Source organism: Flavobacterium sp., from assembly GCF_035456225.1.
GTDB lineage: Bacteria > Bacteroidota > Bacteroidia > Flavobacteriales > Flavobacteriaceae > Flavobacterium.
The window spans coordinates 1-7,937 of sequence record NZ_DATIDM010000048.1; the positions used below are offsets into that span (position 1 = coordinate 1).

Sequence of the window (7,937 nt, forward strand, 5' to 3'; positions counted from 1 at the left end):
TTTGATGCGTTTTTCTTCGGTGTCGATTACGTGAACACCGCTTGTTTTTTCAGGAAATTTTTTTGCTATTCGATTCGCTACTTTCGACAAAGCTTTGGTCGGAGCGATGCCCACACAAACCGGTAATCCAAGCCATTTTAGAATTCGCTTTCGGATTTGCAGGCCATAATCGTGATAATCCCCGATAGTAACGCCGTCTAAATTCATAAAAGCTTCGTCGATGCTGTAATCTTCCACGTTGGGCGTGAACTGTCGAAGCATGTTCATCACGCGCCCGCTGAGGTCACCATACAAAGTGTAATTGGAAGAGAAGATTATGACATTGTTTTTCTGCAATTGTTCACGAACCTTAAATTCGGGTGCGCCCATGGGAATACCTAATGCTTTTGCTTCTTCGCTGCGCGATATGATACAACCGTCGTTATTGGACAAGACCACTATGGGTTTTCCAATGAACTGCGGTTGGAAGACACGCTCGCAGGAGGCATAAAAGTTATTGCAGTCGACTAATGCATACATGCCGTAAAGGTACGGAGAAAATAAAAAAGGCTGCCCTTTTTGAGCAGCCTTCGTCTATTCTGAAAAATTTATTTTAGAACAAATCCATCAACGATGATGGGAATAAACCAATGACGATATTCAAGCCCATAGCCACTACAGCTACGAAATAGAATTCGAAAGGTACTTTTGTTACTTCTTCACTGGTTTCTTTAGTGTACATGGCACTGATTACTCTGAAGTAGTAGTACACTGCCAACATCGAGTTGATCACTCCGGCAATCACCAAGACTAACCAACCAGCCTGTAACGTTTGATTCAGGATGAAGAATTTTGCGAAGAATCCGGAGAAAATCGGGATACCGGCCATTGATAATAAAGAGGCTGTAAGGATCATAGCCAATAGCGGACTTCTTTTTCCTAATCCGTTGAAGTTTTCGATGTCTTCGTTATCTTTTCCTTTGCAAGCATATATAATTACAGTGAAAGCCGCCACACCTGCCAAGCCGTAGGCTACGGTGTAATAGAACAAGCTTCCGGCAGCGTTTTGTAAATTCAACAAGGCCATTACCATGAAACCTGCGTGGGAAATACCCGAGAAGGCCAACATTCGTTTGATATTGTTCTGACGCAATGCCATGATGTTACCCACTGTCATTGAAGCGATTGAAACGATTACGATTACCAATTCGTAAGCAAATTTCATATTACCGTTCATGGCCATATTCAGTTTGAAGAACGTTGCCATTGCCGTAACTTTTGCCAATGTGCTCATGGTAGCCGTTGTCAACGCCGGTGCGCCTTCATAAACATCCGGTGCCCAAAAATGGAACGGAACGGTCGCTATTTTAAACAACATTCCCACGGTAATCATCGAAACCCCGATATAGAACCACTCTTCTGTTGTAGCCGAATTGGATGCAAGAGAGATTATTTCCATATCGAATGAACCTACAGCACCATAAACTAATGCAATTCCGAAAAGAATAATTCCCGATGCGAACGATCCCATAAGGAAGTACTTCATACCGGCTTCGTTACTTTTCATGTTCAAACGGTCACTTCCGGCCAAAACATACAATGAGATGGAAAGGACTTCAATCCCAAGGAAGAACATGGCTAAATTTCCGAAAGAAACCATGGCGATTGCCCCGGTTAACAGGAACAGTTTGATAGAGATAAAATCAGAAATTTTTGAGGCTTGTTTCTCATAAAAATTCTGACTCAACGTTACCAGGAATATTGTCAACACGATAAATAAACTTGAAAAAGTAACCGAAAATTTGTCTACTGCAATCATATTATTATAGTAGCTTCCGGTCGTTCCAAATTCAGTCACAGTCATACCTAAAATGGCCAATAACCCTACAATAGTTACAGGGACAATGGCTTTTCTTAAGTTGAAAATTTCAGCCAGAAGGACGATAATGCCCAATGCTGCAATTGCTATTAAAGTATTCATTCTCTTGACTAAATTTATTTAATGTGTACTAAAATCTCTTTGATACTCGGTGCAATCAGTTCGATGATTGGTTTCGGGAACAATCCGAAGAACAATAGGAAACCGATGATTACAACCATTACGATACCTTCGGTCAGCGTAACATCCGCGAAAGCTCTGGCATTGGTTTCACCTAACATTACGTGCTGGAACATTCTTAACATGTAGAAAGCTCCTAATATGATAGTCGTTCCACCTAAAACCGCTAAAGCAATATTTTTCGTAAACAAGCTATATAAAACGGTAAACTCACCTATGAAGTTGAAGGTTCCCGGTAAGGCTACAGAAGCCAATACCAAGATCATGAACATCGATGCGAATTTCGGTGTTTGCTGACGGATGCCACCCATATGGCTTATTGTTCTGGTTTCATAACGTCTGTAGATGATTTCTGCTGCGAAGAACAAACCAACAATTACGAAACCGTGGGCAATCATCTGTAAAACAGCGCCGCGTAAACCATCAACGGTCAGTGTATAACAACCTGCCGCGATAAGACCAACGTGAGCTAATGAAGAGTATGCCAATAAACGCTTTAAATCTTTTTGTTTTAAGGCTACGATAGAACCGTAAATTACTCCGGCGATACTTAAGCCAATAATAAAATACTGTAATTCTTTAGCCGCATTGGGAGCAATAGGCAATTGCCAACGGATTACCGAATACAATCCCATTTTCAACATGATACCCGATAAAAGCATGGTTCCTACAGTAGGTGCTTTTTGGTACACAGCTGCCTGCCACGTGTGGAAAGGAATAAGTGGAATCTTGATTGCATAAGCTGCGAAGAAGGCCATGAAAATCCAAAATTCTTCTTTAGACGACAATTCTAAAGCGTATAATTTGTCCAACTGGAAACTTCCCGCTTTTTGGTACATGTAGATGAAGGCAGCCAACATGAACAACGAACCCACAAACGTATAAATGAAGAATTTGATAACCGCTTTTTTACGTTCCGCAATTTCGTCGTTACCCCAGATCAGGGCGATGAAATAGATCGGAATTAAAGACAACTCCCAGAAGATGTAATATAAGAATCCGTCTGATGCCAGGAAGGTTCCCGCCATCGCGAATGCCATGAACATCACCAAAGCGTAGAAATTCTTTGGGTTACTGAAGTTGTTTCCGAAAGAAGACAGTATGATCAGCGGAATTAAAGCCGTGTTTAAAAGCATCATGACTATCGACAGCCCGTCAACTTTAAGGGAAAATAAAACGTTAGGGTTTTTCATCCAAACTGCAGAAAAACCGCAGTCGATACCCTGATTAAACTGATTTAAAATAACAAGAGAAGCACCTAAAGCCGCCACACTGAAAAACAGGGCTACTTTTGAAGCCAGCGCATTTCCGGAGAAATAAGTTGCCAGCGCTCCGATTAATAATAGAATTAGTACTATAGTTACGTCCATTATATGTATAGATTATCGTAAGAAGAATAAATAAAACACTACCGAACAAAGTCCGAATACGAAGGCAAAAAGATAGAAACCGATGTTTCCGTTTTGCAGTTTTTTACCTTGCAGGGACAGGCCTTCTGCAACATTTCCGAAACCAAAAACTAAATCTGAAAGACCTGTTTCGATATAATCACGTAAGAACTTCGCAATGGCATAAATTGGTCTTACGATGATTCGCATATAACTTTCGTCTACATGGTATTTCTGGTATACCACATTGGCAAAACCAGTAATTTGATCGTCTTCTGCAGGAATTTCCCCTTTTTTGATGTATTTTGAATATGCGATACCGATACCGATCAAGGCTCCAACTACCGCAAGTCCCATTAGCATATAAGCTGTGTTATCCAAATGATGTTCTGCGTGTGCTTTGTGAGCGAAAACCGGTTGCAGGTAGTTGTTTAACCAACTGTTACCCGGTAAGCTTAAAGCTCCTCCAACTGCTGAAAGGATTCCTAAAACAATCAATGGGAAAGTGATTAATGCCGGACTTTCATGCAAGTGATGTTTTTGTTCTTCAGTCCCTCTGAATTCTTTGAAGAAAGTCAGATATAACAAACGGAACATATAGAATGCCGTCATGATTGAAGCAATCGATGCGAGTACCCAAAGCACTTTGTCCTTGTGGAATGCTGCCATTAAGATTTCGTCTTTAGAGAAGAAACCTGCAAATGGAGGAATACCCGAAATAGCTAAAGTTGCGATTAGGAAAGTGATGTAGGTAATCGACATTACACCTTTTAAACCACCCATTCTTCTCATGTCCTGTTCGCCATGTAAAGCGTGAATAACAGAACCGGAACCAAGGAATAAACAAGCCTTGAAGAAAGCATGTGTTATTACATGGAATACAGCTACCTCATAAGCACCAAGGCCTAAAGCAAGGAACATTAATCCTAATTGAGAAACCGTTGAATAAGCCAATACTTTTTTGATATCGTTTTGCATCAAACCAATGGAAGCCGCCAATACTGAAGTGGCAACACCAACGGTTGCAATAATGGTCTGTACATCCGGTGTTAAATCAAATAAGAAGTTTAAACGCGTGATCATGAAGATACCCGCGGTTACCATCGTTGCTGCGTGGATTAAAGCCGAAACGGGAGTCGGACCTGCCATCGCATCGGGTAACCAGGTGTATAACGGAATTTGTGCCGATTTACCACAAGCACCAATGAACAAGCATAAAGTCGCAATGCCCAGCCATGCTAAATTCGCTTTAGCTTCACCGGCAAGAACGGCTTGTTTGATGGTCATGAAATCCAAAGTGTTGAACACATATCCGATGATGAAGATTCCGATAAGGAAACCTAAATCCCCGATACGGTTCATGATGAATGCTTTTTTGGCAGCATCGTTATAATCCTGATTTTTATACCAGAAGCCGATTAACAGATACGAACACAATCCAACGCCTTCCCATCCGATGAACATAATTAACAAGTTACTTCCAACTACCAAGGTAATCATGAAGAAAATGAACAGGTTCAGGTATGAAAAGAATTTGTGGATATTTTCGTCATCATGCATGTAGCTGATGGAGTAGATGTGAATCAACGAACCGATACCTGTTACGAACATCAGCCACAACAGTGACAACTGGTCTAATAATATATCGAAGCTAATGTTGAAAGTATCTAATGTAAACCAATCGAATAAAGGAACGGTGATCGGTTGTTTGGTTTCGCTTACCTGCAAAAAGAAAACGGTTGTCACTACGAAAGAAACAATCACTGCTAAAGTTCCTAAATATCCTGAAGCGTTTTTACCAAGCTGTTTTCCTAAAAATATATTTGTTAGAAACCCTACGAACGGGGCTAATAATAAGAGTAAAACTAATCCTGTGTCCATTAGGGGTTATCCTTTTAAGTTCTTTAAATTGTCAATATCAATCGATCCGTGATTTCTGAAGATGGAAACCAAAATCGCTAAACCTACGGCAACTTCCGCAGCAGCTACCGCCATTGAGAAAAATACGAAAACCTGCCCCGAAGCATCCTGGTGGAAGGTAGAAAAGGCTACCAGCATCAGGTTAACTGCATTTAGCATGATTTCGATCGACATGAACATGATAATGGCGTTTCTTCGTAATAAAATTCCGAATACTCCAATACTGAACAATAAAGCCGATAAATATAAGTAGGTTTCTACTCCAATTTCCTTTAAAATAGTTTCCATATAATATTATGCTTCTTTTTGTTTGTCTTTTTTCGAAATTAATACTGCTCCAATCATTGCTACCAATAACAATACGGAAGCAAATTCAAACGGTACCATGTATTCATTTAATAAAACTGTACCTAATTTTTTAATCGATTGGAAGTCTTCACCAGATTGGTAATAACTTTCCACTACCGGTTTTGTCCTTAATAATCCTGCCAATAAAACGATACCCACCAAGCAGAAGGCGATGGTGGCGGCAATTTTTGAAGCGGTGGATTTATGGGATTCGTCTTCCTTATTGAGGTTCATCAACATGATGGTAAACAACATTAGGATCATGATTGCACCCGAATAAACGATAATGTGAACGATTGCCAAAAACTGTGCGTTTAACAACAAATAGTGTCCTGCAATCGAAAAGAAACAAACTACCAAAGAGATGGCGCTATGAATTGGGTTTCTGCTAAAAATTGTAAAGAAAGCAGTTCCCAAGGTGATGGTTGCTAAGATGTAAAATAGAATCTGTCCCATGATTAACTTGCTTTGTTTTTGCTGTTACGCAATGCCATTTCCAAAGGCATTACCAATCTGTCTTTACCATAGATGAAGTCCTCACGTTTGGTTGCTGAAGCCACCATTACTTTGGTTTCGGTTAAGTAGATAGCGTCTTTCGGACATGCTTCTTCACATAGCCCGCAGAAAATACAACGCAACATGTTGATTTCGTAGATTTCGGCATATTTTTCTTCGCGGTACAAATGTTCTTCTCCCGGTTTTCTTTCGGCCGCTTTCATGGTGATAGCTTCCGCCGGACAGGCAACAGCGCAAAGTCCGCATGCTGTACAGTTCTCTCTTCCCTGTTCATCGCGTTTCAGCATGTGCTGTCCGCGGTAAACCGGACTCAATTCGCGTTTTTGTTCCGGGTATTTAATGGTTACTTTTCGTGTGAATAAGTGACGAATCGTGATAAATAACCCTTTAACTATCGCTACTAAATAAAGGCTTTCCCAAAAAGACATCTTTTTGTTGGAAACCTCCATCTTTTTTCCTGATAATGAAATTGTATCTAGTGACATTTCTTATGAGTGTAAAAATTTATCGGCTAGTAAAATTACTATTCCGGTGATAACTATGTTGGCAATGGCAATTGGAATCAGCATTTTCCATCCTAAATTCATCAATTGGTCATAACGGAATCTCGGTATTGTCCATCTAACCCACATGTAGAAGAAGATGAAGAAACAGATTTTTGCAAATAAAACAAAGATTCCGATCGTGTTTCCAATATTAACACCCCAGTTTTCAACCACCCATTGCATTCCTGGATAATTGTAAGCTCCGAAATAAAGGATAGCTAAAATAGCAGAGGAGATAAACATGGAGGCATACTCGGCGAACAAATAGAATCCCATTTTCATGGAAGAATACTCGGTGTGGTAACCTCCGATAAGTTCCGCCTCACATTCTGCCAAGTCGAAAGGTGTCCTGTTGGTTTCCGCAAACGAACACACCAGGAAGATAATGAATCCTACCGGCTGGTAGAACACATTCCAGTTCATACCGTGTTGTTGTGCGGCAATTTCACGTAAACTTAATGTTCCCGACATCATGATTAATGCAATAACCGCTAATCCCATGGCAACTTCATACGAAATCATTTGGGAACCGGCACGCATGGCACTCATTAACGAGAATTTGTTGTTGGAAGCCCAGCCTCCAATCATGATCCCGTAAACTCCTACCGACAATACACCGAAGATGTACAACAAGGCTACGTCGATATCGGTTGCCTGAAGGATAACATCTCTTCCGGCAATATGTAATTTGTCACCCCACGGAATAACCGCGCTGGTCATTAAAGCCACACTCATTGAGATAGCAGGACCTGCAAGGAATAAAAGTTTATTTCGGGTTTCCGGGATGAATTCTTCTTTGGAGAATAATTTTAAACCATCGGCAAGTGGCTGAAGCAATCCAAGAGGTCCTGCTCTGTTCGGACCGATACGATCCTGAAGCCAGGCAGCCACTTTTCTTTCTGCCCATGTGGAATACATTGCCATTACCATTGTGATGGCAAAAATTGCCACAATGAAAATTCCTTTTTCTATGATAACTACACTATCCATTTCTTATGATTTAGAATTATCGTTAGTATTATTTAAAGGAACTTTTACCATACTGATTTTTTTCTGGTCCTCTTTACGGCCAAGTAAGATCTGATCTTCTGTTTTGATTTCCACTTTTGGCGCGTTCAGAGCATATTTATTTCTGTTGATAACCGAGAATTTCTCGAATTTACGAGGGCCTTCGATTACCCA

The 7,937-nt window shown here is 40.5% G+C and carries 8 protein-coding genes and 1 pseudogene; all 9 read right to left on the bottom strand.

Annotation, left to right across the window (positions count from 1 at the left end; translation table 11 throughout):
• On the bottom strand, positions 1 to 519 hold a 519-nt coding region (locus tag VLB74_RS02765; protein ID WP_473964691.1), incomplete at its 3' end, for a Y-family DNA polymerase.
• A 73-nt stretch (positions 520 to 592) separates the two neighbouring features.
• Positions 593 to 1,960 (bottom strand): NADH-quinone oxidoreductase subunit N, encoded by a 1,368-nt coding sequence (locus VLB74_RS02770; protein ID WP_325201943.1) that lies wholly within the window; start codon positions 1,958 to 1,960, stop codon positions 593 to 595.
• 14 nt (positions 1,961 to 1,974) lie between these two features.
• Positions 1,975 to 3,408, bottom strand: coding sequence for a complex I subunit 4 family protein (locus VLB74_RS02775; RefSeq protein WP_325201944.1), 1,434 nt, complete (start codon positions 3,406 to 3,408; stop codon positions 1,975 to 1,977).
• A gap of 12 nt (positions 3,409 to 3,420) precedes the next feature.
• The gene (gene nuoL / locus VLB74_RS02780; protein ID WP_325201945.1) at positions 3,421 to 5,307 is read right to left on the bottom strand and encodes an NADH-quinone oxidoreductase subunit L; all 1,887 of its coding nucleotides are present in this window, start codon (positions 5,305 to 5,307) and stop codon (positions 3,421 to 3,423) included.
• Positions 5,308 to 5,313: 6 nt separating this feature from the next.
• The gene (gene nuoK / locus VLB74_RS02785; protein WP_023569448.1) at positions 5,314 to 5,634 is read right to left on the bottom strand and encodes an NADH-quinone oxidoreductase subunit NuoK; all 321 of its coding nucleotides are present in this window, start codon (positions 5,632 to 5,634) and stop codon (positions 5,314 to 5,316) included.
• Positions 5,635 to 5,640: 6 nt separating this feature from the next.
• A complete protein-coding gene (locus tag VLB74_RS02790) occupies positions 5,641 to 6,150 on the bottom strand; it encodes an NADH-quinone oxidoreductase subunit J family protein (RefSeq protein WP_325201946.1) in 510 nt (169 codons plus the stop codon).
• Positions 6,151 to 6,152: 2 nt separating this feature from the next.
• Complete coding sequence (gene nuoI, locus VLB74_RS02795; RefSeq protein ID WP_325201947.1) at positions 6,153 to 6,695, bottom strand: NADH-quinone oxidoreductase subunit NuoI; 543 nt, start codon at positions 6,693 to 6,695, stop codon at positions 6,153 to 6,155.
• Positions 6,696 to 6,698: 3 nt separating this feature from the next.
• A complete protein-coding gene (gene nuoH, locus VLB74_RS02800) occupies positions 6,699 to 7,745 on the bottom strand; it encodes an NADH-quinone oxidoreductase subunit NuoH (protein ID WP_325201948.1) in 1,047 nt (348 codons plus the stop codon).
• A 3-nt stretch (positions 7,746 to 7,748) separates the two neighbouring features.
• Positions 7,749 to 7,937 (bottom strand): annotated as a pseudogene (locus VLB74_RS02805) (2Fe-2S iron-sulfur cluster-binding protein); the annotation flags it as partial.